At 71.9% G+C, this 24,430-nt stretch carries 26 protein-coding genes and 2 tRNA genes; 9 read left to right on the plus strand and 19 right to left on the minus strand.

From position 1 onward, the window contains the following. Positions 1 to 16: 16 nt before the first annotated feature. The 7 genes from AC3EVP_RS02145 to AC3EVP_RS02175 all read right to left on the minus strand — a co-directional run bounded on the left by AC3EVP_RS02145 (position 17) and on the right by AC3EVP_RS02175 (position 4,040). Complete coding sequence (locus tag AC3EVP_RS02145; protein WP_435125585.1) at positions 17 to 1,399, minus strand: DHA2 family efflux MFS transporter permease subunit; 1,383 nt, start codon at positions 1,397 to 1,399, stop codon at positions 17 to 19. Between the two features lie 243 nt (positions 1,400 to 1,642). Continuing rightward, complete coding sequence (locus AC3EVP_RS02150) at positions 1,643 to 2,188, minus strand: TetR/AcrR family transcriptional regulator (RefSeq protein ID WP_435125588.1); 546 nt, start codon at positions 2,186 to 2,188, stop codon at positions 1,643 to 1,645. Positions 2,189 to 2,401: 213 nt separating this feature from the next. Further along, positions 2,402 to 2,830 (minus strand): MaoC family dehydratase, encoded by a 429-nt coding sequence (locus AC3EVP_RS02155; protein WP_335978316.1) that lies wholly within the window; start codon positions 2,828 to 2,830, stop codon positions 2,402 to 2,404. Further along, entirely contained in the window at positions 2,827 to 3,366 is a 540-nt protein-coding gene (locus AC3EVP_RS02160; RefSeq protein ID WP_435125221.1) for a MaoC family dehydratase N-terminal domain-containing protein, read from the minus strand. Before AC3EVP_RS02160 ends, AC3EVP_RS02155 begins: the two co-directional genes overlap by 4 nt. 233 nt (positions 3,367 to 3,599) lie before the next feature. Beyond that, positions 3,600 to 3,764, minus strand: a complete 165-nt coding sequence (rpmG, locus tag AC3EVP_RS02165; RefSeq protein WP_004571794.1) for a 50S ribosomal protein L33 — start codon at positions 3,762 to 3,764, stop codon at positions 3,600 to 3,602. 84 nt (positions 3,765 to 3,848) lie between these two features. Further along, a tRNA-Met gene (locus AC3EVP_RS02170) sits at positions 3,849 to 3,921 on the minus strand. Between the two features lie 46 nt (positions 3,922 to 3,967). Next, a tRNA-Thr gene (locus tag AC3EVP_RS02175) sits at positions 3,968 to 4,040 on the minus strand. A 408-nt stretch (positions 4,041 to 4,448) separates the two neighbouring features. Between AC3EVP_RS02175 and AC3EVP_RS02180 the strand changes: the two genes are divergently transcribed. Continuing rightward, a complete protein-coding gene (locus AC3EVP_RS02180; RefSeq protein WP_435125224.1) occupies positions 4,449 to 5,819 on the plus strand; it encodes an amidohydrolase family protein in 1,371 nt (456 codons plus the stop codon). Between the two features lie 9 nt (positions 5,820 to 5,828). Then, positions 5,829 to 6,485 (plus strand): NAD(P)H-binding protein, encoded by a 657-nt coding sequence (locus AC3EVP_RS02185; protein WP_335978322.1) that lies wholly within the window; start codon positions 5,829 to 5,831, stop codon positions 6,483 to 6,485. 73 nt (positions 6,486 to 6,558) lie between these two features. On the opposite strand, the gene AC3EVP_RS02190 is transcribed toward AC3EVP_RS02185, so the two are convergent. The 5 genes from AC3EVP_RS02190 to AC3EVP_RS02210 form a co-directional block, all read right to left on the minus strand. Continuing rightward, on the minus strand, positions 6,559 to 7,323 hold the full coding sequence (locus AC3EVP_RS02190; RefSeq protein ID WP_435125227.1) for a class I SAM-dependent methyltransferase: 765 nt from the start codon (positions 7,321 to 7,323) through the stop codon (positions 6,559 to 6,561). A 78-nt stretch (positions 7,324 to 7,401) separates the two neighbouring features. Next, positions 7,402 to 7,761, minus strand: coding sequence for a DUF742 domain-containing protein (locus AC3EVP_RS02195; protein WP_335978325.1), 360 nt, complete (start codon positions 7,759 to 7,761; stop codon positions 7,402 to 7,404). A gap of 49 nt (positions 7,762 to 7,810) precedes the next feature. Continuing rightward, positions 7,811 to 8,233 (minus strand): roadblock/LC7 domain-containing protein, encoded by a 423-nt coding sequence (locus AC3EVP_RS02200; RefSeq protein WP_335978327.1) that lies wholly within the window; start codon positions 8,231 to 8,233, stop codon positions 7,811 to 7,813. A 72-nt stretch (positions 8,234 to 8,305) separates the two neighbouring features. Beyond that, entirely contained in the window at positions 8,306 to 11,098 is a 2,793-nt protein-coding gene (locus AC3EVP_RS02205) for a sensor histidine kinase (RefSeq protein WP_435125231.1), read from the minus strand. 337 nt (positions 11,099 to 11,435) lie between these two features. After that, entirely contained in the window at positions 11,436 to 12,731 is a 1,296-nt protein-coding gene (locus AC3EVP_RS02210) for a transposase domain-containing protein (RefSeq protein WP_435125234.1), read from the minus strand. Between the two features lie 220 nt (positions 12,732 to 12,951). On the opposite strand from AC3EVP_RS02210, the gene AC3EVP_RS02215 reads away from it, so the two are divergent. From AC3EVP_RS02215 to AC3EVP_RS02235, 5 genes are all read left to right on the plus strand, one after another. Then, positions 12,952 to 13,749, plus strand: a complete 798-nt coding sequence (locus AC3EVP_RS02215) for an ABC transporter ATP-binding protein (protein ID WP_435125237.1) — start codon at positions 12,952 to 12,954, stop codon at positions 13,747 to 13,749. Further along, complete coding sequence (locus tag AC3EVP_RS02220) at positions 13,746 to 14,606, plus strand: ABC transporter permease (RefSeq protein WP_435125240.1); 861 nt, start codon at positions 13,746 to 13,748, stop codon at positions 14,604 to 14,606. The genes AC3EVP_RS02215 and AC3EVP_RS02220 overlap by 4 nt, the downstream gene beginning before the upstream one ends. Before the next feature lie 118 nt (positions 14,607 to 14,724). Next, on the plus strand, positions 14,725 to 15,783 hold the full coding sequence (locus tag AC3EVP_RS02225; protein WP_435125242.1) for an ABC transporter substrate-binding protein: 1,059 nt from the start codon (positions 14,725 to 14,727) through the stop codon (positions 15,781 to 15,783). Between the two features lie 210 nt (positions 15,784 to 15,993). Beyond that, entirely contained in the window at positions 15,994 to 16,680 is a 687-nt protein-coding gene (locus AC3EVP_RS02230) for a hypothetical protein (RefSeq protein ID WP_435125244.1), read from the plus strand. Between the two features lie 105 nt (positions 16,681 to 16,785). Then, a complete protein-coding gene (locus AC3EVP_RS02235; protein WP_335978341.1) occupies positions 16,786 to 17,004 on the plus strand; it encodes a DUF6011 domain-containing protein in 219 nt (72 codons plus the stop codon). Between the two features lie 90 nt (positions 17,005 to 17,094). On the opposite strand, the gene AC3EVP_RS02240 is transcribed toward AC3EVP_RS02235, so the two are convergent. Then, complete coding sequence (locus AC3EVP_RS02240) at positions 17,095 to 18,009, minus strand: LysR family transcriptional regulator (RefSeq protein ID WP_435125248.1); 915 nt, start codon at positions 18,007 to 18,009, stop codon at positions 17,095 to 17,097. A 99-nt stretch (positions 18,010 to 18,108) separates the two neighbouring features. On the opposite strand from AC3EVP_RS02240, the gene AC3EVP_RS02245 reads away from it, so the two are divergent. After that, positions 18,109 to 19,155, plus strand: a complete 1,047-nt coding sequence (locus AC3EVP_RS02245; protein WP_435125251.1) for a zinc-binding dehydrogenase — start codon at positions 18,109 to 18,111, stop codon at positions 19,153 to 19,155. Positions 19,156 to 19,425: 270 nt separating this feature from the next. Here the strand turns inward: AC3EVP_RS02245 and AC3EVP_RS02250 are convergent, their stop codons facing one another. Then, the gene (locus tag AC3EVP_RS02250; protein WP_435125254.1) at positions 19,426 to 20,367 is read right to left on the minus strand and encodes a hypothetical protein; all 942 of its coding nucleotides are present in this window, start codon (positions 20,365 to 20,367) and stop codon (positions 19,426 to 19,428) included. A gap of 90 nt (positions 20,368 to 20,457) precedes the next feature. After that, positions 20,458 to 21,024, minus strand: coding sequence for a hypothetical protein (locus AC3EVP_RS02255; RefSeq protein WP_435125256.1), 567 nt, complete (start codon positions 21,022 to 21,024; stop codon positions 20,458 to 20,460). Between the two features lie 157 nt (positions 21,025 to 21,181). Here AC3EVP_RS02255 and AC3EVP_RS02260 point away from each other — a divergent pair, with 157 nt between their 5' ends. Next, positions 21,182 to 22,105 carry an FkbM family methyltransferase gene (locus AC3EVP_RS02260; protein ID WP_435125259.1) on the plus strand — a complete coding sequence of 308 codons (924 nt, stop codon included), beginning with the start codon at positions 21,182 to 21,184 and terminating at the stop codon, positions 22,103 to 22,105. Between the two features lie 238 nt (positions 22,106 to 22,343). Here the strand turns inward: AC3EVP_RS02260 and AC3EVP_RS02265 are convergent, their stop codons facing one another. Genes AC3EVP_RS02265 through AC3EVP_RS02280 form a run of 4 tightly spaced genes read right to left on the minus strand, consistent with a single transcriptional unit; the run spans position 22,344 to position 24,419 of the window. Continuing rightward, entirely contained in the window at positions 22,344 to 22,466 is a 123-nt protein-coding gene (locus AC3EVP_RS02265) for a hypothetical protein (RefSeq protein ID WP_435125262.1), read from the minus strand. Then, positions 22,463 to 23,023 (minus strand): DUF6907 domain-containing protein, encoded by a 561-nt coding sequence (locus AC3EVP_RS02270; protein WP_435125264.1) that lies wholly within the window; start codon positions 23,021 to 23,023, stop codon positions 22,463 to 22,465. The genes AC3EVP_RS02265 and AC3EVP_RS02270 overlap by 4 nt, the downstream gene beginning before the upstream one ends. Before the next feature lie 38 nt (positions 23,024 to 23,061). Then, positions 23,062 to 23,955 (minus strand): helix-turn-helix domain-containing protein, encoded by an 894-nt coding sequence (locus tag AC3EVP_RS02275; RefSeq protein WP_435125267.1) that lies wholly within the window; start codon positions 23,953 to 23,955, stop codon positions 23,062 to 23,064. Then, positions 23,952 to 24,419 (minus strand): DUF6907 domain-containing protein, encoded by a 468-nt coding sequence (locus AC3EVP_RS02280; protein WP_435125269.1) that lies wholly within the window; start codon positions 24,417 to 24,419, stop codon positions 23,952 to 23,954. Before AC3EVP_RS02280 ends, AC3EVP_RS02275 begins: the two co-directional genes overlap by 4 nt. Between the last annotated feature and the right edge of the window lie 11 nt (positions 24,420 to 24,430).

The following is a 24,430-nucleotide window of genomic DNA, read 5'->3' on the forward strand; positions in this document are numbered from 1 at the left end:
ACCACCGTCCCGGGCGCTACCGCGCACTGGTCTCCAGCGCGCCGTCGGCCGCCCGCGGCTGCCCCGCCACCGCCTCCTGCCGCGCGGCCTGGGCGCGCCGCGTCGGGTTGCACAGCGCCGCGACCATCCCGACCACCAGGACCGACGCGCCCACCCACAGCGCCGGGGTGAGGCCGTCCACGAAGGCGGCCGGGGACTGGTATCCGCCGTGCGAGGAGAAGATGGTGCCGAGCAGCGCGATGCCCAGCGCCCCGCCGACCTCGCGCAACGCGTTGTTCGTGCCCGAGGCGATGCCCTGCTGCGACTCCGGCACCGAGCCCATCAGCAAGTTGGTGGCCGGGGCGAAGAACAGCGCCATGCCGACCCCGCTGATGATCAGCGCGGGCAGCTGCGCGGTGTAGGACAGGTCGGTGGAGATCAGCGCCGCGTACCAGCCGAGCCCGACGGCCTGGCAGCCCAGCCCGGCGGCGACCACGAGCCGGCCGCCGATACGGTCGGACAGGTAGCCGGCGACCGGCGACACGATCATCGGCATACCGGTCCAGGGCAGCATCCGCAGCCCCGCCTCGGTGGGGCTGTAGCCGGCCACGGTCTGCAGGTACTGGCTGAGCAGGAAGACCGAGCCGAACATGCCGACGAACATCAGCATGCTGGTCGCGTTGGTCGCCGCGAAGCCCCGGTTGGCGAACATCCGCATCGGCACCATGGGGCGCGCGGCGGTGAAGCCGTGCCGGACGAACGCCGCCACCAGAACGCCGCCGCCGATCAGTCCGGACAGCACCCGGACGCTGCTCCAGCCGTGGTCGGTCGCACTGACCAGGGCGTAGACGACGCCGAACAGGCCGAGGCTGATCAGGGCGGTGCCGCGGAAGTCCAGCCGGGCGTCGGGCGCGGAGGACTCGCGCAGCTTCAGCCGGGCCAACGGCAGCAGCGCCAGGCCGATCGGCACGTTGAGCCAGAAGATCCAGTGCCACGAGATGTGCTGGGTGAGGCTGCCGCCGATCAGTGGGCCGCAGGCGACCGCGAGGCCGTTGGCCGCGCCCCAGATCCCGTACGCCATGCCCCGCTTCTCCTTGGGCACCGCCGCGGTCAGCAGGGTCAGGGTGAGCGGCATCATGATCGCGCCGCCGACGCCCTGCAGGGCCCGCGCGGCGATCAGCTCGCCGATGCCGGAGGAGAGCGCGGCCGCGGCCGACGCGGCGGTGAAGACGCTGATGCCCACGAGGAAGAGCCGGCGGCGGCCGAAGCGGTCACCGAGCGCCGCGCCGAACATCAGCAGCACCGCGAAGGTGAGGGTGTAGGCGCTGACCGTCCACTCCAGGTCCGACAGGGCGCCGCCCAGGCTCTCGCGGATGGACGGCAGCGCGGTCGTGACCACCAGGTTGTCCAGGGCCGCCATGAAACCCGCCACGCTCGTGATGACCAGGGCCCAGCCCACGCCCGGTCCCTTCCGCTTCCCCTCGAACGCCGTCGCCGGCGCCGGTATCCGGTCCCGTGGTGGCCGCTGTTCGGTACTCATCGGTACTACCCCCTGCTGGTTCGTGGTGCTGGCCGGCACCTCGGTGAGTTATCAGTCACTAAGTTTCGACCCCAAAAAAAAGAGGCCGCTCGGGGCGGACCACCGGGCCGGGTCGGCCCCGGGTCACTCGGGGCAGGCGGCCGCATGGAAGCCCTCCCAACTCCGGTGGGACGCCGGAAAGCCCATGGAGACCAGGGTGTTGATCAGCATCCCGTACGCGAAGAACTCCGTCGTCTCGTCGACGTCCGTGCCCAGTGCGGCGCGGGCCTCGTCCCACATCTCCTGCCACGCGACCCGGAGCGGGGCGCCGAACTCGTGGTCCCCGCCGGCCTCGGCGGCCGCGACCGCCGCGTACATCTGCATCTGGAGCAGCAGCTTCTCCGGTTCCTCCCGCAGCAGCCGCTGGTAGGCCGACGCCATCGCTTCCAGGCGCTCCTCGACGGGCACGCCCTCGACGGCCCGGGCGAAGACCGCGCGGGCCTCGACGAGGCTGCGTTCGCAGGCCGCGACGAACATGGCCTGCTTGTTGGGGAAGAGGCGGAACAGGTACGGCTGGGAGACGCCCACGCGCCGGGCGATCGCCTCCGTGGACGTGCCGTTGTAGCCGCCCTGGGCGAACTCGCTCATGGCCACGGTGATGACGCTGGCGCGTCGCTCCTCGGCGCTCATCCTTGCCATGGCGTCAAGTTAGTGGTCAATTACTTACGTGGTCAAGCGGGAGGGCTGGACCGTCTCCGCCGCAGCGGTGCCGACTGGCTGCCCGCCGGGCCGGGCGGGCAGCCGGGGGCAGCCCGGGGCGGCGAGCGGTCGGCACGAGGGCCCCCGCGCCCCGTCGAAAGGGGGAACAGGAGACTCGCGGCGGACTCGGACCCGGACCCGGACTCAGGCGAGCCTGACGACGGCGCGGGACATGCCCAGCACCTTCTGGCCCTGGCTGGTGGCGAGGAGGTCCACCCGCACGCGGTGGTCGTCGAGCTTGGCGGCGACCTTCGCGGAGACGTGCACGGTGGCGCCGACGCCGTCGTCGGGCACCACGACGGGCCGGGTGAAGCGGACGCCGTACTCCTCGACGGCTGCGGGGTCCACCGTCCAGTCGGTGACCACGCGGATGGCGACCGCCATCGTGAACATGCCGTGCGCGATGACGTCGGGCAGGCCGACCTCGCGGGCGAACCGCTCGTTCCAGTGGATCGGGTTGAAGTCGCCCGAGGCGCCGGCGTACTGCACGAGGGTGGCCCGGTCGACCGGGAACTCCTGTGCGGGCAGCTCGGTGCCGACCTCGACGTCGTCGTACGCGATTGCCGCGGTCATCGGCCGTCCCCGCTCGTGTCGTTGCTGCTCGCGGCGCCGGCAGCGGCCTTTGCGTCACCGGCGGGGCTCTTCGCGTCACCCGCGTCGGCCGCCTCGATCGGGCGGGCCACCAGCTTGGTCAGCGCGGTGACCACGTGCTCGCCGGACTCGTCGTGGATCTCCCCGCGGATCTCCAGCACCTCGTTGCCCGCGAGGGACTTGATCGAGTCGATCGTGGAGGTGACCGTGAGGCGGTCGCCGGCCCGCACCGGGCGGGTGTAGGTGAAGCGCTGGTCGCCGTGGACCACCCGGCTGTAGTCGAGGCCCAGTTCGGGGTCCTGGATCACCAGGCCGGCCGCCTTGTAGCTGATCGCGAAGGGGAAGGTCGGCGGCGCGATCACGTCGGGGTACCCGAGCGCCTTGGCCGCGTCGGCGTCGACGTACACCGGGTTCGGGTCGCCGATCGCCTCGGCGAACTCGCGGATCTTCTCCCGGCCGACCTCGTAGGCGCTGCCGGGCGGATAGCTCCGCCCGACGAAGGACGGGTCGAGGGCCATCGTGAACCTCCGGGTGCGGGCGGGCCGGCGCGGACCGCGCGGCTCGGACATGCGATGAGGCCGCCCCCGGGGTACGGGAGCGGCCTCACGGTAGGGCTTCAGCCGGACGGTGCCGGCACAGTCCGGTCAGCTGCCGACGCGGGACACGGCGCCGCAGTGCGCCGGAACCCTGGGGCTCCGGCGTTGCGTCGGGTACGGTCCCGGCCGGGCGGCACGCGGGGCCGCCGACAGCGTCAGCGGGTCTCGCGGTGCGCGGTGTGCGCGTTGCAGCGGGGGCAGTGCTTCTTCATCTCAAGACGGTCCGGGTCGTTGCGCCGGTTCTTCTTGGTGATGTAGTTCCGCTCCTTGCACTCCACGCAGGCCAGCGTGATCTTAGGGCGGACGTCGGTGGCGGCCACGTGAGTGCTCCTTGACGAACGGGTGTGATGAACACAGAAAGAGTAGCCGATCGAGGGACCGAACCCGCAATCGGCTACGGAGAGTAGCGGCGACCGGACTTGAACCGGTGACACAGCGATTATGAGCCGCTTGCTCTACCGACTGAGCTACGCCGCCTCGACGGACTGACCCCCGTCGTGGCGACGGGGGACCGATCCATCAGAGCCCCAATACGGAATCGAACCGTAGACCTTCTCCTTACCATGGAGACGCTCTACCGACTGAGCTATTGGGGCGAGCGAGGAAGACATTACACGCTCCGCAGCGATACGTGAAATCCGTATCCGGCGGGGCACATCGGACCTGGCGGACACCCGAACCGCGGCTCCCCCGGGGCCTGTCGGCGCCGCGTGGGCCGGCCCGTACCCAAGGGCGCCGCGGGTCCGCCACGACCCCACCGCGACCCCTGCCGGTACGACTAATGCGCTCCTCCCGGGACCTCGGCACCGGGCGCCCTAGGCTCTGAACCGCGTGATCGCGCCGTACGTCCCGCTTCTGGCCATCCACCGTGCGCGCCCCTGGTGAACCACGGGTGGCCGTCCGCCTCCGGGCGCCGTGCTTCTCCTGCTTCCTGTCCCGTGATCCCGTTCCTGTCCCGTGATCCTGCCTCCCACCGTCCGTAGAGCCCGTACCGGAGGAGCGCGATGACCGACAGCTCTCGCGGCACCACCGCGGAGACCGCCACCCTGCTGCTGTGCGGCGCCCGCCTCACCGACGGCCGGGCCGTCGACGTCCGGTTGAGCGGCGCGCGGATCGAGGCGGTGGGCACCGCGGGAAGCCTCGCGCTGCCCGCGGACCGCGGGGGCGGTGGCGGTGGCGGTGGCGGTGGCGGTGGCGAACGGACCGCGGGCCCGGTCGACCGCGAGCGGGCCGGCCGGACCGACCGTGCCGATCGCGGTACCCGGATCGACCTGCGCGGCTACCTCCTGCTGCCCGCTCCCGCCGAACCGCACGCGCACCTGGACTTCGCGCTCACCGCCGGCGGCCCGCCCGCGGGCGACACCGAGGACGTGCAGCGCCGCGCCACCGAGGCCGCGCTCCTCCAACTCGGCCACGGCGCCACCGCGGTGCGCAGCCACGTACGTGTCGGCGACGTACGCGGGCTGCGCTCGCTGGAGGCGGTGCTCCAGGCGCGGCAGTCGCTGCGCGGGCTGCTGGAGGTGCAGGCGGTGGCCGTGCCGCGGGTGCTGACCGGGGCGGCGGGCGCGGACGGCCTGGCGATGCTGCGGGACGCGCTGAAGATGGGCGCCTCGGCGGTGGGCGGCTGCCCCGACCTCGATCCGGACCCGAGCGGCTACATCGAGGCGGTGCTCACGCTGGCCGCCGAGTTCGGGCTGCCGGTGGACCTGCACACCGCAGCCGACGACCCGGCGCGGATGGCCCGGCTCGCCGCGATGGCCGGCGGGCTGCGGCCCGGGGTCACCCTCGGCCCCTGCCACCGGCTGGCCGTGCAGGGCCCGGACGGGGTCGCGCGCACCGCGGACCGGCTGGCCGCGGCGGGCGTCTCGGTGGTCGCGCTCCCCCAGGGCGGCTGCGGCGCGCTGGACCGCGGCTCGCCCGCGCCGGCCACCCCCGCGGCCTACGCGGCCGCCGCCGTCCGCCCGCTGGCGCCGCTGACCGCGGTACGCGCGCTGCGCGCGGCCGGGGTGCGGGTGACCGCGGGCAGCGGCGCGCTGTGCGACCTGGCCAACCCGGTCGGCCGCGGCGACCCGTTGGAGGCGGCGTTCCTGCTGGCCTCGCACGGCGAGTGCGCTCCCCTGCTCGCCTACGACCTGGTCAGCGCGGAGGCGCGGGCGGTGCTCGGGCTGCCGGAGGTGCGCGTCGAGGCGGGTTTCCCGGCGGAGTTGCTCGCGGTGCGCGGGGAGAGCCTGGCCGGGGTGCTCTCGCTGGCCTACAGCCGGATCGTGATCCACCGCGGCCGGGTGGTCTCGCGGACCAGCGCGGTGCGCGAGTACTGCGACTCGGCGGGCGACGCGGCCTTCGACCTCCCGCGCCAGGCGCACCGCCAGGCGTAGCGTCGGGGCATGCGTACGGTGATCGCTGGTGGACACGGACAGATCGCGCTGCGGCTGGAGAAGCTGCTGAGCGGGCGCGGGGACAGCGCGGTGGGGCTGATCCGCGACCCCGCCCAGGCGGACGACCTGCGGGCGGCGGGTGCCGAACCGGTCGTGCTGGACCTGGAGTCGGCGACGGTGGAGCAGGTGGCGGAGGTGCTGGCGGGCGCCGACGCGGCGGTGTTCGCGGCGGGCGCGGGCGCCGGTTCGGGGGCTGCGCGCAAGCAGACCGTGGACCGGGGCGCGGCGGTGCTGCTCGCGGACGCGGCCGAACGGGCCGGGGTACGGCGCTTCCTGGTGGTCTCGTCGATGGGCGCGGACGCGGCGGCGGAGGGGCGGGACCCGGTCTTCACGGCGTATCTGCGGGCGAAGGGCGAGGCGGACGACGCGGTGCGGGCGCGGGACGCGCTGGCATGGACGATCCTGCGCCCGGGTGCCCTGACGAACGACAGTGGCACGGGGAAGGTGCACCTCGCGCCTTCGACCGGGCGGGGTTCGGTGCCGCGGGACGACGTGGCGGCGGTGCTGGCGGAGTTGCTGACGGCGCCGGAGACGGCCGGGCTGACGCTGGAACTGGTCGCGGGGCGCGACCCGGTGGCGTCGGCGGTGCGGGCGGCGGCTTCGTAGGTCCCCGCCTCGCCTGGCGCGTGTGAGGTGCCGGGCCCGGCCCGAGGCGTCGAGGGCCCCTGGCCGGGCCGGGTCAGCCGGCGCGCCGCGCGCGCCAGAGGTAGCAGGCCATGGGCAGGCGGACGCGGCCGTCCCCGAACTCCGCGGTAGCGCGGACCTTCGCCTCGATCCGGGCGGTGAGTTCGCGTCTGCGGTCGGCGGGCAGCGCGATGAACCTGCTGTAGGTGGCGAACATGGCGGCGACCTCCTCGGTGGTCGCCTCGGCGGTCCAGGTGACGGTGCGGGTGCGCGGCTCGGTGAAGGGCGCGCCGGCGGGCAGCCAGGGTCCGCTGTTCATCCGCGTGATGAGGTCCCCGATCCGGTCGTCGGTGCCCATCTCGTCATGGACGTACCCGTCGAGGGCGTCGAGCCAGGGCACCCGCCGGTCGCGCCGGGTGTAGAGGATGCCGAAGGTGCCGCCCGGCCTGAGCACCCGGGCGATCTCCGGGAGCGCGGCGGCCGGGTCCATCCAGTGCCAGGCCGCGGAGACGGTGACGGCGTCGACGTGGGCGGCGGGCAGCGGGATGTGCTCGCCGGTCCCGTCGAGGACGTCCGCGCCCGGGCAGTTCCCGGCCAGCACCTCGCGCATCCGGGCGTCGGGTTCGACCGCGACCACCCGCCCGGCGCGGTCGGCGAGTTGACGGGTCAGCAGGCCGGTGCCGGCGCCCAGGTCGAGCACGTCGGGGCGGCCGGCGGGCAGCAGCCAGTCCAGCGCCTGCGCGGGCGGGCCCATGCGGTAGCGGTCGTAGTCCTGTGCCGCGGCGCCGAAGGACACCGCGAGGCCGGGCTGGTCGGTCATGGCACTTCCGTGGGTTGTGGGGGGACGCGGGTCGGGGGGGACGGGCGGGCGCTCACCCGGTTGCCGCCGGGCGGCGGTTCACAGGCCGCGCAGCCCCGTGAGCACCCGTTCCAGCAGGGTGACGTCCGGCCGGCCGCCCGCGTAGCCCGGCTGCTGGACGATGACGAAGCCGCCCTCGGCCAGGTCGCCGACGAGCACACGGGTGACGCCGAGCGGGATGTTCAGCAGCGCGGAGATCTCGGCCACCGACGTCAGGTTCACGCACAGCCGGCAGATCGCCTGCTGCTCGGGGAAGAGCCGTACCCCCCTCTCCCAGGCGTGCGCGGTGGTGCCGACCAGCGCCTCCAGCGCGAAGTCGGTCCGGGCCGCCGTACGCCCGCGGGTGACGGCGTAGGGCCGTACGAAGGGCGACGAGTTGCGCCTGCGGTCCTCGCTCACGAGCACACGTCCTTCCGGGGGTGGGTCGGCCGGCGGGCCGCGCGGGGCCTCAGCCGGCCAGCGCGCTCTGCAACTCCCGGCGCACGTCGGGGGTGAGCACGTCGCCGGCCCGTTCGACCAGCAGCGTCATCTCGTAACCGACGACCTTCATGTCGCAGGTGGGCGCGGCGAGCACCGCCAGGATCGAGCCGTCGCTGATCGACGTGAGGAAGAGGAAGCCGTTCAGCATGTCCACCACGGTCTGGGTGACCGCGCCGGCGTCGAAGAGCTGGGCCGCGCCCTGCGTGAGGCTGGCCAGGCCCGAGGCCATCGCGGCGAGTTGGTCGCCGCGGTCCTTGGGCATGGAGGCCGAGGCGAGGAGCTGGACGCCGTCCGAGGAGACGACCACGGCGTGGGCGACTCCCGGCACCTGCTTGACGAAGTTGGCGATGAGCCAGTTCAGGTTGCGTACTTCGGTGCTCGGATCGCTCATGGCTGGGGCTGCTTCCTATGCTGCTGGGGGCGTCGTGCGGCTCGGCCGCGGGCGGAGGGGCGGGCGTCCGGCTCATACCGGACCCGTTCCGCCCGGTGACCGGCCCGGTCCGCCGCCGCGTTCCGTCCCGTCCTTGCCGCGCCGGACGCCCTGGCGGAAGCTCGACAGCCGCTCCCGCATCAGGTCGGCCTGGCGGGGCGCGGCCGGGACGTGGGGAGCCGGGAGGTGGGGGGCCGGGCTCCCGGGTGCGGGGCGGGGGTCGGCGGCCGTGCCGGGGGCGAGGTTGCCGAACGGCACGCGCCGGGGCAGGCCCTGGGCGGTCGGGCCCGCGCTCGGCGGGCGGCCCGGGTCGCCCGGCCCGCCCGGCCCGCTCGGAGCGGCGTGCGGGGCGCGGTCGGGGCGTGCCCAGGAGGGTGCCTGGTGGGCGTCCCGCGGGGGCAGGGGCTGGGGCGCGGCCGGCGGCTGCGGGTGGGGGTGTGCCTGCGGCTGCGCGGGGTGGGGCGGGTCCGGCGGCGGCGGGTGCTCGTCGAGTTGCTGGGCGAACCAGGAGAACGCGTGGCCGGGCTGCCCGGGGGCCGGCTCCGGGTCGTTGAACCAGGGGAAGCCGCCGTCGGGCGGGCCGGAGTGGCGTCCGGCGGGTGCCTGGTCGTAGTGCGGGTCGCTTGCGCCGCGGGGCCGGCCCTGGCCCGTACCCGGCGCCGTCATCGGCCCCGGGCCGAAGTCCGGGCCGAAGCCCGAACCGCCGACCGGCCCCGCCGCCGCCGCTGCGGAGCGGTACGCGCCGACGGGTTCGCGGGGGTCGTCCTGCCTGCCGGGCTGCGGCGCCGGCCGGCCGAACGCCGGTGCCGCGTCGGCGCCCCCCTGGTCCGGGGAGACCAGCAGGGCGGGCGGCACCCGGATGAGGGCGTTGAGGCCAGTCCGGCCGGAGCTGGTCAGCCGTACCTGGATGCCGTACTTGGCGGCCAGCCGCCCGACGACGAACAGGCCCATCCGGCGGGAGGTCGCCACGTCGAGCAGGGGCGGCTCGGCGAGCCGGCGGTTGATCCGGTCCAGTTCCTCCGGGCGTATGCCGATGCCCGCGTCCGCGACGTCCAGGACGACGTCGCCGGAGGTGAGGAACTTCGCGCCGACCAGCACCTGGGTCTCGGGGCCGGAGAACGAGGTGGCGTTCTCGATGAGTTCGGCGAGCAGGTGGACGACGTCGGTCGCGGCGTGGCCGGCCACCGCGACGTCCGGCAGCTCGTAGAGCACCACGCGTTCGTACTGCTCGACCTCGGCGGTGGCGGCGCGGACCAGGTCGATCAGCGACACCGGCTCGTGCCAGCGGCGGCCCTGCTCCTCACCGGCCAGCACCAGCAGGTTCTCGTTGTTGCGGCGCATCCGGGTCGCGAGGTGGTCGAGCTGGAACAGGCTCGCCAGCTGGCTCGGGTTCTGCTCGCTGTTCTCCAGGTCGTCGATGAGCTGGAGCTGCCGCAGCACCAGGCTCTCGCTGCGGCGGGAGAGGTTGGTGAAGATCGCGTTGACGTTGCTGCGCATCCGCGCCTGCTCGGTGGCGAGCCGGACCGCCTCGACGTGGACGCGGTCGAAGGCGCGCGCGACCTGGCCGACCTCGTCCTCGGTCCGCACCTCGATCGGCTCGACCCGCACCGGTTCGTCGGTGTCCGAGGGCGCCAGGTCGCGCAGCCGGCGGACGGCGGCGGGCAGCCGGTGGTCGGCGACGTCCAGCGCGGAGGCGCGCAGCCGGCGCAGCGGCCGCACCACGGAGCGGGCGAGCACCAGGGCGCCGAGGAAGGACAGCGCGACCACCACGACGATGATCGCGATGTTCTCGTAGAGCTGGGTGCGCACCGCGGACAGCAGATCGGAGGCGCGCCGGTTCATGTCCGCGACGGCCTGGCGCTCCACGGTCCGCACCGCGTCGAGCTTGTCGGTGAGCTGCCGGAACGCGGTGGCCTTGCCGATGCCGAGGTCCGCCAGGGGGATGTCCTCCTGCGCGGCGGTGGAGACCTCCTGGACGGTGCCGTCGGCGGCGCCGACCTTGTCGCCGCTGACCGTGGACTGGTAGAGGTTCAGCAGCGAGGTCGGGGCGTTGTTGGCAAGGGACTCGGCGGCCGTCTCGAACTGCGCCTGCTCGATGTCCTCCTTCTGCTCCAGCGTGAAGTCGCCGCTGTCCAGCACGTCGACGAGGTAGCCGCGCTCGCTGGACGTCTGCTGCTCGATCTGCTCGATCGAGGCGAGCGTGGCGACCAGGCTGCCGAGGGCGTGGTCGGAGGTGACGGCGGCGAGTTGCTCGCTGAAGTCCAGCAGGTCGTCGATGATCGTGCTGTACGCGCTGAAGGTCGGGGTGCCGGCGCCGGCGGCGAGGCCGCGTGCGGAGGCTCGCAGCGGGCTCAGATCGCCGAGCCGTGCCTCGCCGCGCGCGCCGAGCTGCCGTACCGCGGCCGGCAGGGCGTCGACGCTGTCCTGGTGACCGCGCAGGCTCGCGCCGAACTCCCGTACCTGGACGTCGGTCGCCTTCTGCGCCGCCGCCAGGTCCTGGTCCTTCGCCGCGCCCGGGCCGCGCAGCGCGACCTCGGTGCGGTCGCGTTCGTCGTCCAGGGCGCTGACCAGGGTGGATATCTGGCGGGCGAGCTGCGCCTGGCCCTGGACGCGGGCCGCGGAGTGCAGGTTGCCGACCTCGGAGACGACGCGTACGCCGACCAGCGGGATGATCGCGACCAGCGGGACCAGCACCAGGAGCAGCATGCGGCTCCGCAGCCGCCAGTCGCCCAGGTGCTTGACGCGCAGCAGGGCGAGGACCCTGCCGGGTACGGCGGCGCCGCGCCGGGGTGCGCGAGCCGAACGGGACCTGCGTGCCGCGGTCACAGCACCACCACACGGTGACGCTCCAAGCGGTCCCCGCCCGTCGGCGGATTTCCGGCTTCGCGGGACCCCTGGTCTGCCATTTGCCAACCCTCAACCCTCGATAACGTCGCAGGCATGACGCGGCGACGCCCGGTTATTCGGTCCACCACAACGAGTGCCCGATCCGGGCGCACACCAGTCGGCTCAGGTACACCACGTCGCACGCGCTTTCCGGCTGCAAAGACATTGCCGCCGTACTTCCGCCCGCTCCCGCGCACCGGTCGGGGAACCACATTTCAGCACACGCAAGCCCACCGGAGCAAAGGGTTCCGCTACTGACTTAAGGCGATCGGCCCGGTCACAGGACCGCATCGCCCGCCTCGGCCGCAATACCGTCCGCTGAATATGCCGGGGTCATCAGATGGCCCACGACGTGATACATGCAGAGCATCGCATATATTTCCTGCTGAACAAGTTCCGGGCTTTTCGAGCGCAGCGCCACCCGCATACCGGCGAGCTGCGCCACAAAGGCACCGACACCGCTTCTGCACATCTCCGCCACATTTCGATGGCGGGCGGCGATCTCCGCCGCGGTCACCGCTTCGTCGAGGAACGAGGTGACCAGCACCGCCGTTTCCGCGGCCGACCGGCACGGCACCACCCGGACGAGCCGCCCGGCCGCGCCTTCGGCGCTCTGGCCGACCTGGCCGCCTGTGCCTTCCGGGGCTCCCACGCCGTCTGTGGCGCCCGTGCCGCCTGTGCCGCCGTCCTGCGGCAGGACCGACAGGTAGGAGCCGTCGGGCAGTTCGCGCAGCACCGGCAGCACCCGGCCGGCCCCGCCGCGGCCGCCCACCCGCCAGATCTGCTGGGCGCCGGCCGCGGCCAGCACGTCCCACATCGCCAGCGGCACCGCGTCCTGCTCGCCGACCACCAGCGCCCCCGCGCCGAGGAGGTCGTGCTGCCAGTCGGCGACGATGCTGTCGATGCCCGCCTGCGGGCCGGCGGCGACGGCCGCGGCCGCGGACAGGCGCAGCCGGCACTCGGTGAGGGAGACCAGCCAGACGTCGAGCGCGCGCCCCCGCGCCGTTCGCTCGACCACCTGGCGGCCCGCGGCGCCCTCCCCGTACGCGGCGCCGAACGCCTCGTACGCCCCCCGGTTCGCGGGGGTGTCCGGCGCCTCCATGGCGACGCTCTCCAGGACGAACACCCGCTCGGCGCCCGGCTGCGCGGCGGACGCCGCGACGTGCGCGCACAGCCCCTTGAGCGGTTCGACGCCAAGCCGCATCCGGGCCCGGGCGATGGCGGCGGCGGTGGCCACGTTGCCGACGTCGTCGAACAACTCGGGCAGCCCGCCGGTCAGTTTGGCGAGCACCTCCTCGTACGAGGAAGTCCCGAAGAGCCACATGGCGAGGGCGAAATACATCATCAATTGCGCGGGCAGTAGCCGTCGGCGCCGCTCCCGCCGCTCGGCCCGGTCCACCAGCCGGTCCATCAACTCCGGCCGGAAAGTACGGACGAGCATGCGCAGCGCCAACCGATCCGGAAGCGCGATTTCGACGGGTATGTCGGGATAACGGAATGTCACCAACCAGAAGTTACCCCCGAAGAACGCATCACGTCTAACCGCCTCCAACAATCCGCAGAAGCCGAACATCGGCGTTTTTCTCCGGACACGGGAGAGGTGGCGACACGGCGCGGCGACGGTTTTCCGGCCGCTTCCGCGCTTAAGTCAGTGCACTCCGGATGGGCAAGGTTGTTCTCCCGCGCCGGGTTCTGGCAGCCTCACCGGCGTGACGAGCGAAACCCCGCGTGAACCCAATGGGTCGGTCACATCGCCGCAACCGACGACGCCTCCCAAGACGCCTCCAATCGTGATGCGCAATGTGACGAAATCCTTCAGCACGCCCCAGGGCGGCAATCACGATGTCCTGCACGACGTCGATTTCTCGGTGGCGGCCGGCGAGTTCACCGCGGTGGTCGGGCCGACCGGCTGCGGGAAGTCCACCACGCTCTCGCTGATCAGCGGCATGGCCCGGCCGGACACCGGCGAGGTGCTGCTCGACGGCCGGCCGGTCGACGGCACGGCCCGGGACGTGGGCTTCGTCTTCCAGACCGACGCGGTGTTCCCCTGGAAGACCGTGCTGGGCAACGTGGCCGCAGGACCGCGCTTCCGCGGCGCGTCGCGGAAGGACGCGCACGCGCTGGCCGCCGACTGGATACGCCGGGTGGGCCTGGCGGGGTTCGAGCGCTACCACCCGCACCAACTCTCCGGCGGCATGCGCAAGCGGGTCGCCCTCGCGCAGACGATGATCAACCAGCCGCGGGTGCTGCTCATGGACGAGCCGTTCGCCGGGCTGGACGTGCAGACCCGCCAGATCATGTCCGACGAGCTGCTCGCCCTGTGGGACCTGACCCGGCCGTCGGTGGTGTTCGTGACCCACGACCTGGAGGAGGCGATCTCGCTCGCCGACACGGTCGTCGTCATGACCGCGGGCCCCGCCACCGTCAAGGAGACCTTCCCGATCGACCTGCCGCGGCCCCGGAACCCGCGGGAGATCCGGCACACCCCGGAGTTCGTCCGGCTCCACGAGCGGATCTGGGAGTCCCTGCGGGACGAGGTGCAGGTCGCCCACCGCCGTACGGCGACCGCGACGCCCGGGACCGCGGCATGAACCCGTTGGCCAAGTCCCCGTCGGCCAAGGAGCTGCGCGGGCAGGCCGTACGGCGGGCGCGGATACGGCGCCGGGTGCTGGTCAACCTCACCAGGGCCGCCCTCCTCGTGCTGTTCGTCGGCCTGTGGCAGGTGCTCGCGTCGTCGGGGACCATCGACCGCTTCTACTTCGGCGAACCCTCCGGCATCTGCTCGAAGTTGTGGGACTGGGTGCGCCACGGCACCTCGCAGGGCTCCTTGTGGGACCAGGTGTGGGTGACGCTCGAAGAGACGCTGATGGGCTTCGGCATCGGTGTGCTGGGCGGTGTCGTCCTCGGCATCCTGCTGGGCCGGCTGCGCTTCCTCGCCGACGTCTTCTCCCCCTTCATCAAGACGCTGAACTCCATCCCGCGCATCCTGTTCGGGTCGGTGTTCGCGATCTGGTTCGGCCTCGGCATCAGCTCCAAGGTGACGCTGTCGGCGGTGCTGGTCTTCTTCGGCGTGTTCTTCAACGCCTTCCAGGGCGCCCGCGAGGTGGACCGCAACCTGATCGCCAACGCCCGCATCCTCGGCGCCGGGAACGCCCAGGTGACGCTGCACGTCGTCATCCCCTCCGCGCTGAGCTGGATCACCACCAGCCTGCACGTGGCGTTCGGCTTCGCCGTCACCGGCTCGATCGTCGGGGAGCTGCTCGGCGCGCAGCAGGGCCTCGGGCTGCTCATCTTCCAGGCGCAGGCCAACTTCGACCCCGACGGCGTGTACGCGGGGCTGGTCATCACCGCCGCGTACGCGCTGGCCGCGGAGGGCCTGATCACGCTGCTGGAGCGGCGCCTGCTGCGGTGGCAGCCGCGCCCGCAGCGGTCCGACGCCGGCGCGTGACCCCGGCGGCCCCCGTGCGGCACCTCCCGACGAACGCCCGCCCCGCATTGACCGGCGGACCGCGGCACGGCCGAAGACGGCCGGTGGCGCGCCCGCTCCCGAGGAGAAGGCAAGGCTCATGTGGCACAAGAAGATCGTTCTCACAGCCGCGACGACGTTCCTGGCTACGGGGCTGACGGCCTGCTCGGACAGCTCGTCCGGCAGCTCCGGCGCGGCCGGTGACGGCTCCGCGACGAAGGTGACGATCGCGCTGTCGAACCAGGCGAACCAGAGTTACCTGCCGCTCATCCTGGCGCAGCGGATGGGCTTCTTCACCAAGCAGGGCCTGGATGTGAAGATCGACAACCTCCAGGGCACCCCGCAGGTCTCCGACGCGCTCCTCAAGGGCGACGTCCAGGGCATGATCGGCTTCTTCGACCACAACCTCGACCTCCAGGCCAAGGGCAAGAGCACCGAGGCGGTCGTGCAGCTGCTCCAGGCGCCCGGCATGGTCGAGATGACCCGGGCGAACGAGTCGTCGCTGAAGTCCCCGGCGGACCTGCGCGGCAAGACCGTCGGGGTGACCTCGCTCGGTTCGGCCAGCTCCACCATCGGCTCCTACCTGGCGATCCACAACAACATCCCGCTCGCCCAGACCCACCTGGTGGCCGTGGCCGCCGGCCCCACCTTCGTCGCGGCCTTCCAGCACGACCGGGTCGACGCCGGCGTCACCACCGAACCGACGATCTCCACGCTGCTGAAGAAGCACCTCGGCACGATCGTGGCCGACATGCGCACGCTCGCCGGCACCAAGGCCGCGCTCGGCGGGCCGTACCCCGGGACCGCGCTGACCGTGCAGACGGCGTGGGCGAACAGCCACAAGGCGACCACGCAGAAGATGGTCAACGCGATCTACCAGACGCTCCAGTGGATGGAGTCGCACTCGGCCGCGCAGATCACCGCGCAGGTCCCGGCGGACTTCTACTCCGGCAGCGGCAAGGACCAGTACATCCAGGCGCTGGCGAACGAGATGGGCATGTACAACCCCACCGGCCAGATGCCGGCGGACGCGCCGCAGACCGTGCTGCGGGTGCTGGACGCGGTCGACCCGGCCGTCAAGGGCCACACGATCGACCTGGCGAAGACGTACACCGACGCGTACGTCCAGAAGGCGGCGCAGGACACGTCCTCGTCCTGACCCGCGGGCGGGCTCGTACGCATCCTGACCTGCCGGCGGGCTCGTACGCGTCCTGGCCCGCGGGCGGGCTCGTACCGACCTGTGCGCGAGCGGGCGGCTGCACACGGTCACTCTCTGGGGTGAGGTGCGGCCGCTGACAATGCGGCGCGGCGGGGCCCGGCGCACACTGGCCGGGAGATGCGGACCGGAGCCGAGCCCTAGGGAGCCGCCATGCTGAGGACGTGTCGCCGGTACACGGAGCGCAGGGCCCGCCTGGTCGGTACGGCCGCGGCGGCCACCGCGCTCGCCGTCGCCGGGGGTACCGCGCTGACCGGTACCGCGGCGGCGGCGACGCCCGGCCCGGCCGTACTGAAGTCGGCGCTGCTGAGCCCGTCGGACACCGGTATGACCGGTGCGCAGTCGGCCGCGGGGGGCGGGGTCGGCGGCGACGGGGTCTCCGGCTGCGCCGCGCTGGTGAAGGTGCTCCGGGCCGCGCCGGGCCCGGGCACCCAGGAGGCGGACTTCACCGGCGGGCAGTCCGGACCGCTGCTCAGCGAGCAGCTGACCACCGGGTCCGCGGGCCGGGTCGCGGGCGTGTACGCCCAGGAGAAGGCCGCGCTCACCTCCTGCCGCGACCTCACCCTCACCTCCGACGGCACCAAGCTCGCCCTCAGGCTGACGCCGACGCACCTGGTCACCGCCTCCGGCGCGCAGACCACCGCGACCCGGATGGACGGGCAGCTCAGCGGCGTACCCGTCAACGGCTACCTCGCCTTCGGGCGCGTCGGGCAGGTCCTCGTCGGCTACATGTTCTTCCAGATCTCCGACACCTCGCCCCAACTGGCCAGCAGCCTCTACCAGAAGGCGGTCACCAAGGTCCGCCACACCGTCGCCACCGGTGGCGGCACTCCGGTGTGAGGCGGGGCCGCGCTTCCGGGGCGGGGGCGCGCGCTTCCGGTGCGGGAACGGCGGGGCGCGCTTCCGGCGCGGGGGCGGCCCGTCGCGGTGGCGCACACTGGGGGCATGAAGGGTGACGCGCCGCTGCCCGGGCTGGCCACGGACGAGGAACTCGCCGCGGGGCGGCGGGTGGTGCGGTGCGGGATGTGCGGGCAGCCGCTGTCCGACGCGGAGAGCAGGGCGTGGGGGCTCGGCGAGAACTGCCGGCGCAAGCTGGGCGGTGACAGGGCGGTCCGCCGCCCTGGGCGCTTCGAGGTCGAGCAGGACGGCATCCCCGGGGTCTGACCGCGCGCCAGCGATGCCGTCCCGGTATGGCCGGTGCCGATGCTCGCGCTCCGGCCGGGCTCACCGTCCGCGGCGCTGCCGTTCCCGCGGTCAACCCCGCGCCGGCAGGGTCCCGTGCGGAAGGTCGGCCCGCAGCTCGCGGATGAGTGCGCGGATCGCGGTCGTGGCGGCCAGCTCGGGTGTGGTGACGTAGCCGACGCGGCGGGTGGGGCGGTCCGGGCCGAGGTCGGTGGTGCGCAGCGCGGCCGGGGCGGCGGTCAGGGAGAGCGCGGGCATGATCGCCATGCCGTGGCCGGCGCCGACCAGCGCCAGGACCGCTCCGTCGTCCTCGGCCTCGACCGTCGCCGGCGGTATCCAGTCCTGCGTGGCCCACCAGGAGCGGGTGTACGACCCGCAGTTCTCGGCCCAGTCGACCAGCGGCAGCGCACCTGGAGCGGCCCGGTGACCGGGCGGGTGCACCAGGACGTACGGCTCCTCGAACAGCCCGCCGACGACGAGGCCGGAGGGCAGCGGCGCGCTGCCGCCCAGCGTCGCGACGGCCAGATCGGCCTTCCCGTCGGCGACTTCGCCCGCCGCGCCGCGGCCCACCTCGCGGACGATCCGCACCCGCGGCTCGATCCCGGGGTGCCGGTCGCGCAGCCGCCTCAGGGCCGCGGGCAGCAGGTGCAGGGCCGCGCTGCGGAACGCCGCGACCCGCAGCTCCCCCCGCGCCGGGTCCGGCGAGGCGGCGCCGCGCGCCTCGGCGGCCAGCACGTCCAGCATCCGCAGGATGCGGCGGGCGTGCGCGACGGCCCGCTCACCGGCGGGGGTCGGGCGGGCGCCGGTCCGGCCCCGTACGAACAGCACCGCGCCGACCTTGCGTTCGCTGCCGCGCACCGAGTGGGACACCGCGGACTGGGTCAGCCCGAGCGCCGCGGCCGCGGCCGAGAAGCCCGCGCCGTCCGCGACCGCGACCAGCACGCGCAGTTCGTGCGGCGCGAGATCGGAGTCGGCCGTCCGGGCCACCGGCGCTCACCTCGACGTATGAATAGTGCTCATGGAACCGCCCGTCACATGAGCCCAACCCGCTGCCGGCCGGCCCCATTCCCGCCGTACGGTCCGGCCATGGACGACACCGCGCTCACCGTGCACCAGACCGCCCGCCCGCACGCCTTCCCCGGCCCCGAGCACTTCGCCTTCGTCGAGTCCGCGCTCCCCTCCCCCGCCGCCGGCACCGCGCTGGTGGAGAACCTCTACTGGTCCGTCGACCCGTACCACCGCGAGATGATGGACGGCGGGCCCGGCGGTTTCGCGCTCGGCGCGCCCCTGGAAGGCCGCGCCCTCGGACGGGTCGTCGCCTCGCGCACGCCGCAACTGGCCGAGGGCGAGGTCGTGTTCCACCGGCAGGGCTGGCGTACGCACGCGGTTGTCGCGCCGGGGCAGGTCCGGCGCCTGCCCCGCTACGACGGGGTGCCGCTGAGCGCCTACCTGGGCATCCTCGGCGGCACCGGTCTGACCGCCTACGTGGCCCTGACCCGGATCACCCGGCTCCGGCCCGGCGACGACCTGTTCGTCTCCGCAGCCGCGGGCGGCGTCGGCACGGCCGCCGGACGGTTCGCCCGGCTGCTGGGCGCCGGACGCCTCGTGGGCAGCACGGGCTCGGCGGACAAGGCCGCGTACCTCACGCGGGAGGTCGGCTACGACGCGGCCTTCGACTACCACGACGGCCCCGCCTCCGAACTGCTCGCCACCGCGGCCCCCGACGGCTTCGACGTCTTCGTCGACAACGTCGGCGGCCCGCAGCTCGCCGCCGCGATCGGCGCGCTGCGCCCGTTCGGCCGGATCGCGCGGGTCGGCACGATCAGCCAGTACAACGCCCCCGACGCGCCGCCGCCCCGCTTCAACCACGCCGACCTGGTGGAGAAGAGCCTGCGGATGGAGGGCTTCCTCGTCACCCACCACCTCGAACTCCAGCAGGAGCTGTACGACTTCGCGGTCCCCCACCTCCGGTCCGGCCGCCTCACCCCCGACGAGACCGTCGTCACCGGCTTCGACCACATCGTGACCGCCTTCCTCGCGATGCTCCACGGCCGCACCACCGGCAAAACCCTCATCCGCGCCCCCGCCCCCGTTATCCACACCCCTGTGGACAACCCCAGCGAGCCCGCATAACCGACCGACCCGCCCCACACGCGCAAAGAGGGCCCCCGACCCGCGCAGATGCAGGTCGGGGGCCCTCTTCGGGGTGTGGCGGCACGTGGATTCGAACCACGGTAGGCTAAGCCGACGGATTTACAGTTGGCTTGCCCACGCCGGGTGTTGACGCCTTGACCAGGCCATCTCCGCTACGTCCGCCCCTTGACCGAGCAGCCGTCCATTCCTCGTCCTGATCATTCGAGTTTCGCGCGTCGGCCAGAACATCGGACACCACTCCACATCATCTCAATCAGATGATCTTTTGGCACCTCGATGAAGCGGGGTCCTATGCCCAGAATCAAAGATCATCTCCCAGCATTTCACGCATACCTCAAATCGACGCATCTTGACAGGCTCTTCATATTCAGCGCTGCGACCCCGCGAATTATAGAGACCATCCTCCTCCATTTCGAGAAGGAACGTCGGCTCGCCGCACTCAGTACAATGCGAGAGCGCGTCCTCTACCCGTCGCGGAAAGCTTTCGCCGCGAGGAAGAAGAGACAAGTTCATCCATGTACGCTGACAGAACCGGCACGTTGCAAACTCTAGAGCGTCAAATACCAGAGTCCAACATCCACAGGAGAGGCACCCCGTAACGCGCTCAATACCAACCACCTCAAGCTCCCTTTCGATCCGCTTCAAACGCAGGGCTACCAGCACCTCTATGGACGTCAGATTTTCTCGAACATCCTCAAGAATCTCGTGGTATTTATCAAATTCCTCGCTCTCAGGACTCGGCCCCAGCCAATCTTCTAGGAACACCAACAGAAAATCCAGAACCTCGGCCGCCACAGCCTTAACCGCATGGGCCGACTCACGGTTCGCACCGTAGTGCTGCAATTGATTCCTATAGCGAGCCAACTTCTTGAGACGACTTCGCGCTTTCTCGGGAACATCCACGCCGACGATTTTTTGCAATCGTTCAATAGTCGCATCCGTGCCGCAACTCTCAAAATCTCCGCGCTCATAAGATTCTCGATCCGCCGCACCGGGATTCTTAAACACCAGCGACCAGTGTTCATCTACAAGCCGGACTTTGAAAAGAATTTCCACGGCTGCCTGAAGGTGCAGGACGGCATACTTGAGAGAATGATCCTCCTCGCCATCCACCAGCTGACCAACTGCACTGTTGAGAAAATCCATCCCGTTTGAAATCGGAGGGAAATGGAAACTTTGATCACTTGCCACCGCTCGCCGACACCCCATTTTTTTGAGACGATTTTATTGTGGGAAGCCAAATAGCATACAATGAGCAGCTGCGGTCGGAATCTCGGGAATCTATCCCTCTCCTTGCGGCCTTACTGGCGGCAGCAGGAGGTCCCGCTCTGGATGCGGCTCCCCAACCAAAGAACCCGAGACGCCCAGGTCGACTCGAGCCGCTTCGTGAAAAGCGTTGATCGCCGCGAAGACCGCGCGGTTGCGGGTGCGCCAGTCGTCCAGGGTGCCCGGGGTCTTGCCGGTGGCCTGCCAGTCGACTTCCAGGGTGGCCGCGTTCAGCGCGTGGGCGGCTTCCACGACCTCGTCGCCGGCCAGGAGCATGATGCGCTCGAAGGCCCGGCCGCGGAGGTGAGTGGCCTCCGACAACTCCGCCCGCTGGCGCGCTTCCGGGTCGTCGCTGAGGCGGATGCCCTCGCGGTGCTCGTACAGCTCGACGGCGAGGTAGATCGCGGCGCGGACCCGGTCGACGTAGTTCTCGTACGCTTCGAGCTTCTTCGTGTCCCACCGGGTGAGCAACTCGCGGCGGATGCGCTGGCGCTCGGTCCAGTAGTTGGTGACGTACGTGGTGAGGGCGCCCAGGAGCACCGCGGCGATGGTCAGCAACTGCTCGGACGTGCTCAAACCCACCCCCGGTCCCCGAGTCATCAAGACGTCTTGAGGATTTTAGGAGGGCGGGCGGCTGCAAGGGGGTGGTTCCGGGGCATCGGGACCGCGAACGCTGTGGGTGGTGGCGCGGGGGCGCCCGTAGGGTGGGTGGTCTGGCGGCGCGCGGAGGAGCGTACGGATGAGCAACCCCACCACGGAGGCCCTGGTCACCCTGGGCCGCTGGTACGTGCGCAACGCCCCCGGCACCCTCGGCAAGGGCCCGCTGGCCGGCCGCTGGCTGAACCCGCACCTGCGGGACACCCCGCGCCGACGCGTCACCGAGACCGAGAGCGGCGCGCGCTTCGCCGTCGACACCCAGGACCTGATCCAGCGCTACCTGTACCTGTTCGGCACGTGGGAACCGCGCATGACGCACTGGCTCCGCAACCGTCTGGGCCCGGGGGACACGTACATCGACGTCGGCGCGAACATCGGCTACTTCAGCGTGCTCGCCTCGCAACTCGTCGGGCCCAGCGGGCACGTCGTCGCCATAGAGGCGTCGCGCCCCTTCCTGGACCGGGTCGAGCAGAACGCGCGCCTCAACGGCTGCACGAACATCCGCGCCATGCACACCGCCGTCTCCGACAAGGACCAGACGCTGACGTTCATCCTCGCCAGCTCGGCGAACATGGGCGCCAACAGCATCGTTCCCTGGGACGGCCCGACCGAGTCCGTCTTCGACATGGACGCCCACCCGCTCCCGGACGTCCTCACCGACGACGAGATCACCCGCGCCCGCGTCGTCAAGATCGACGTCGAAGGGGCCGAGGGCAGCGTCGTACGGGGCATGGCCCCCATGCTCGAACGCCTACGTCCCGACGCCGAGGTCACCGTCGAGGTCACCCCCGAGCGCATGGAACAACTCGGCGACTCCGTAGAGGAGTTGCTCGACACGATGCGCGGCGCCGGCTTCCACGTCTACCGGCTCGCCAACGAGTACGCCGCCGCCACCTACCCGACAGCGCTGCGCGGCGCCTCCGTCGTACCGATCCGCTGGCGGGGTCCAGTCACAGGCGAGAGCGACCTCATCTTCTCCCGCGTCGACGCGGAGACCCTTCCCTGAGGGATGCCGTGAATCAGGGCGGCAGCGGTCAGCGATGTCGTCCTGCGTTGCGGCTGACCTCGGGTGTTGGGCCGGTGAGGGCAGGCAGGGCGGCCACGGGTGGGTTCGCGGCGGGGTGTATGTGGCGTGGAGTCGGCCCGTGCTTTCGGGTGTCCGCTCCGGGCGTCTCCTCGACCGTGTCCCGAAGGGGTGGGAGGGGCGGACCGGGGCGCATTGCGACGCCCGGAGCGGAGTCTTCTCAGGGGGCGGGCTGGCTGGCGATGGCCAGGCCGAGGACGAGTCCACATCCGAGGGCCAGGCCGGCGATCAGCGCGATGCCGGTCCAGCCGGCTATGAAGGCGATCTTCCAGTGGCGGATCACGGGATGTCGGCCTTGCTCTGGTCGCTGACGGAGGTCGTGGGGTGGTGGGTGGCCCAGTCCTCGCGGGCGGTGATGAGGGCAGGGAGGACCGTGGTCTCGAAAAGCGCTGCCTGGGCGCGGAGTTGGTCGGCGATGCGGTGGAGGTCGGCGGGGGCGAGGTTGCCGACCTCGTATTCCTCGATGATGGCGAAGTTGGCGGTGGGGATGCGCTGTTGGAGCTGCTCGGAGTAGGGGTAGCACTCGATCTGGACGACGACGTACCAGTGGCCGGGCCCGCCGAGGGCGGCGTCGGCGAGGGGGGCGATGGGCTCGGCGGGGAGCATGGCGAAGTGCGAGTAGCTCCGTAGGCGGCGCATGGCCTGGTCGAGAGGTATGCCGGTGCGGCTGGGGTTGTCCATGGACCAGTCGGGCTGGTAGCCGGTGAGGTTGATGCCCTCGGTGGTGGTGATGGTCCAGGTGTGCGGCGTGCTCTCCTGCTCCGGCGTGGTCGGCTCGGGGACGGGTTCGGGTGGACGTGGGTCGGTGGGGTGGTCGGGGGCGGCGATGGTGGGGTTCATGGGCGTGGACTCCTGGGTGGGGCTGTGGAGTTGATCGGTCAGGGTGCGGTGGTGCGGAGGGTGTGGAGGTGTTCGATGGTCTGGGCGGGGTTGAGGGCGGTGTCGCGGAGGGCGTCGTAGGTCTGGCGGAGGTGGTCGACGTCGTCGGGGTCGTCGGTGACGTGGCTGGTGAGCGCGCTGTTCGCGGCAGCCAGGTCGCGGCCGACGTGGAAGGACAGCAGGTGGACCGGACCGGCGAGGAGGTGAGGGCCGGTGTGTGCGGGGAGGATGTGGAGGGTGATGGCGGGGTCGTGGGCTGCGGTGATGAGGTGGTCGAGTTGGTTGGTCCAGGTGGGGGCGTTGCGAGCGGCTCGGTGCAGGACGGCTTCGTCGAGGACGGCGCGGTAGCGGACGGGCCGGGATGCGGTGTCGGTGAGGCGGGCTTGACGTCGTCGCAGCGTTTCGATGTGGGCGCTGAGTGCTTCCGGCCGGTGGGGGCCGGAGTTGGCGAGGTGCTCGCCGGCGTAGGCGGGGGTCTGGAGCAGGTCGGGGATGGTGGCCAGGGCGAATTCCTGGATGCTGGTCGCGGCCGTTTCCAGGGCTTCCATGCCTCCGACCGCGAGCCGTTTGAGCTCTCGCTTCGCCAGTTGCCACAGCGCGACGAGCAGGCCGTCGGTGTCGTAGAAGTGGTCCAGGGTCTCGGCGACGGTGAGGGTGCCGATGCGCCCTCCGCCTTCGAGGCGGTGGAGATAGGACTGCTCGTAGTGGCACTGGTCGGCAAGCCCCTGGAGCGAGAGGCCGGCGCGCTTGCGCAGCGCGGCGAGGTGGGCGGCGTACAGGGCGCGGGCGGTCACGCCGCCGGGGGCGAGGACGAGTCCGCTCGCCGCCAGCACGCTGCTGCCGACCGGTGCGGCACCGGTAGTGGCGGGGGTCGACGTGTCGGGAGTGGTCATGAGCGGCCACCGGTGGAGGTCATGGGCCGGTTGGTCCAGTCGGAGCGGGCGTTGTCCAGGGTGGGGATGATGTCCCGGTCGAGGCGGTCGGCCAGGGTGCGCAGCTTCGCCACGAGGCCGGCCACTTCCTTCGGGCCGAGGTCGGTCAGCCAGAACTCGCCCGCGATCCGGATGTTGACCACGGGGCACCGAGGGTCGCTGCCGGTGGCGTAGGGGTTGCAGTCGATGCTGCTGCGCAGGATCTCCAACGGCGCGTCATGGCTGGTGGGGTTGCCCGGCGAGTACGAATCCAGCATCTGTCCGGGGAAGTCCACGTGGTGGGTGATGTCGGCCAGCCGCGCGGCCAGTTCCTCCGGCGGCACGTCCACCTCGCTGGGGTCTTCCTGCGCCCAGCGGGGCAGGTACCCGGACACGGTGACGCCGCTGGTGGTGGTGATCGTCCATTCGCGCTTCCGGTCGGCCACGCATGACCCCG

The organism is Actinacidiphila sp. bgisy144 (assembly GCF_057708105.1).

Coding starts and splice junctions, on each gene's coding strand:
- AC3EVP_RS02150 (WP_435125588.1), bottom strand. CDS start 2,188: ATGAGCGCCGAGGAGCGACGCGCCAGCGTCATCACCGTGGCCATGAGC.
- AC3EVP_RS02200 (WP_335978327.1), bottom strand. CDS start 8,233: ATGAGCGATCCGAGCACCGAAGTACGCAACCTGAACTGGCTCATCGCC.
- AC3EVP_RS02270 (WP_435125264.1), bottom strand. CDS start 23,023: ATGAACCCCACCATCGCCGCCCCCGACCACCCCACCGACCCACGTCCA.
- AC3EVP_RS02235 (WP_335978341.1), top strand. CDS start 16,786: ATGAAGGGTGACGCGCCGCTGCCCGGGCTGGCCACGGACGAGGAACTC.
- AC3EVP_RS02185 (WP_335978322.1), top strand. CDS start 5,829: ATGCGTACGGTGATCGCTGGTGGACACGGACAGATCGCGCTGCGGCTG.
- AC3EVP_RS02145 (WP_435125585.1), bottom strand. CDS start 1,399: ATGGCGGCCCTGGACAACCTGGTGGTCACGACCGCGCTGCCGTCCATC.
- AC3EVP_RS02180 (WP_435125224.1), top strand. CDS start 4,449: ATGACCGACAGCTCTCGCGGCACCACCGCGGAGACCGCCACCCTGCTG.
- AC3EVP_RS02215 (WP_435125237.1), top strand. CDS start 12,952: ATGCGCAATGTGACGAAATCCTTCAGCACGCCCCAGGGCGGCAATCAC.
- AC3EVP_RS02275 (WP_435125267.1), bottom strand. CDS start 23,955: ATGACCACTCCCGACACGTCGACCCCCGCCACTACCGGTGCCGCACCG.
- AC3EVP_RS02155 (WP_335978316.1), bottom strand. CDS start 2,830: ATGACCGCGGCAATCGCGTACGACGACGTCGAGGTCGGCACCGAGCTG.
- AC3EVP_RS02220 (WP_435125240.1), top strand. CDS start 13,746: ATGAACCCGTTGGCCAAGTCCCCGTCGGCCAAGGAGCTGCGCGGGCAG.
- AC3EVP_RS02190 (WP_435125227.1), bottom strand. CDS start 7,323: ATGACCGACCAGCCCGGCCTCGCGGTGTCCTTCGGCGCCGCGGCACAG.
- AC3EVP_RS02225 (WP_435125242.1), top strand. CDS start 14,725: ATGTGGCACAAGAAGATCGTTCTCACAGCCGCGACGACGTTCCTGGCT.
- AC3EVP_RS02260 (WP_435125259.1), top strand. CDS start 21,182: ATGAGCAACCCCACCACGGAGGCCCTGGTCACCCTGGGCCGCTGGTAC.
- AC3EVP_RS02245 (WP_435125251.1), top strand. CDS start 18,109: ATGGACGACACCGCGCTCACCGTGCACCAGACCGCCCGCCCGCACGCC.
- AC3EVP_RS02210 (WP_435125234.1), bottom strand. CDS start 12,731: ATGTTCGGCTTCTGCGGATTGTTGGAGGCGGTTAGACGTGATGCGTTC.
- AC3EVP_RS02160 (WP_435125221.1), bottom strand. CDS start 3,366: ATGGCCCTCGACCCGTCCTTCGTCGGGCGGAGCTATCCGCCCGGCAGC.
- AC3EVP_RS02230 (WP_435125244.1), top strand. CDS start 15,994: ATGCTGAGGACGTGTCGCCGGTACACGGAGCGCAGGGCCCGCCTGGTC.